Genomic DNA, 718 nt, shown 5'->3' with positions numbered 1-718 from the left:
GTCAGCATCAGTTGCGTGCGTGGGCTTCCGACGGTGTCGATGGTCGCGCCGATCGCTGCTTGGTCGAGGATCAACTCGAACGCATCGGCGCGACGCTGCTCGGCGGTGCGCCGGTCTTCGGCGCCGTCGGGTTCGGGCCGTGGACACGATCGTTCGTCGATCATGGCCTGGAACTTCTCGCCGACGATCTGGGTGAGGTCGGCCCGGATTTCGACGCGGCCGTCGTCGGTGGTGTGGGCGTTGACCGCGTTCAGCGATGGGTCGTCGGCGGCCGGTACGCTGGTGTCGGAGGCGTCCGCCAGAGTGTTGACGATGGCTCGGGCATGCTTGAGTACTTGCGGCGGCGTCGCACCGGACAGTGCTTGGGCGATGAGTTCGAGCTCATACCGTGAGCGCTTGTCGTCGGAAAGCGCCTCACCACAACGCTTGTCGATCTGGTGCATGCCTCGGACGATGGCGTCGACGATCTCGCTGGACAGCCGCCCGTCGGCCGCGTGACGCGCCAAAGCGGGCAGGTTGGGCAGGGCGTCGACACTGCGCATGGTGCGAAGAGCGGCGGCAGGTGCGTGGCCTGACTCGATCAGCAGTTTCTTGGTGGTGCTGCCCGATTTCTGGGCGACACGGAGGTCGTCGAGTTGCGCTGTGTGGGTGACGATCTGGTGGTCGACGGTGTTGCGGATCAAGCGCAGCGTCTCGAGGGCGTCGAATGTTGCTCTGC

1 protein-coding gene is annotated in these 718 nt (G+C 65.7%); it reads right to left on the bottom strand.

The features are described 5' to 3' along the window. Positions 1 to 718: DUF222 domain-containing protein (locus B1818_RS23835; RefSeq protein ID WP_139363097.1), on the bottom strand; the 718-nt coding region annotated here is incomplete at both ends.

The sequence above is a fragment of the Gordonia sp. IITR100 genome (genome assembly GCF_002009645.1).
Classification (GTDB): Bacteria; Actinomycetota; Actinomycetes; order Mycobacteriales; family Mycobacteriaceae; genus Gordonia; species Gordonia hongkongensis.
This window is presented reverse-complemented; position numbering and strand designations above follow the sequence as displayed.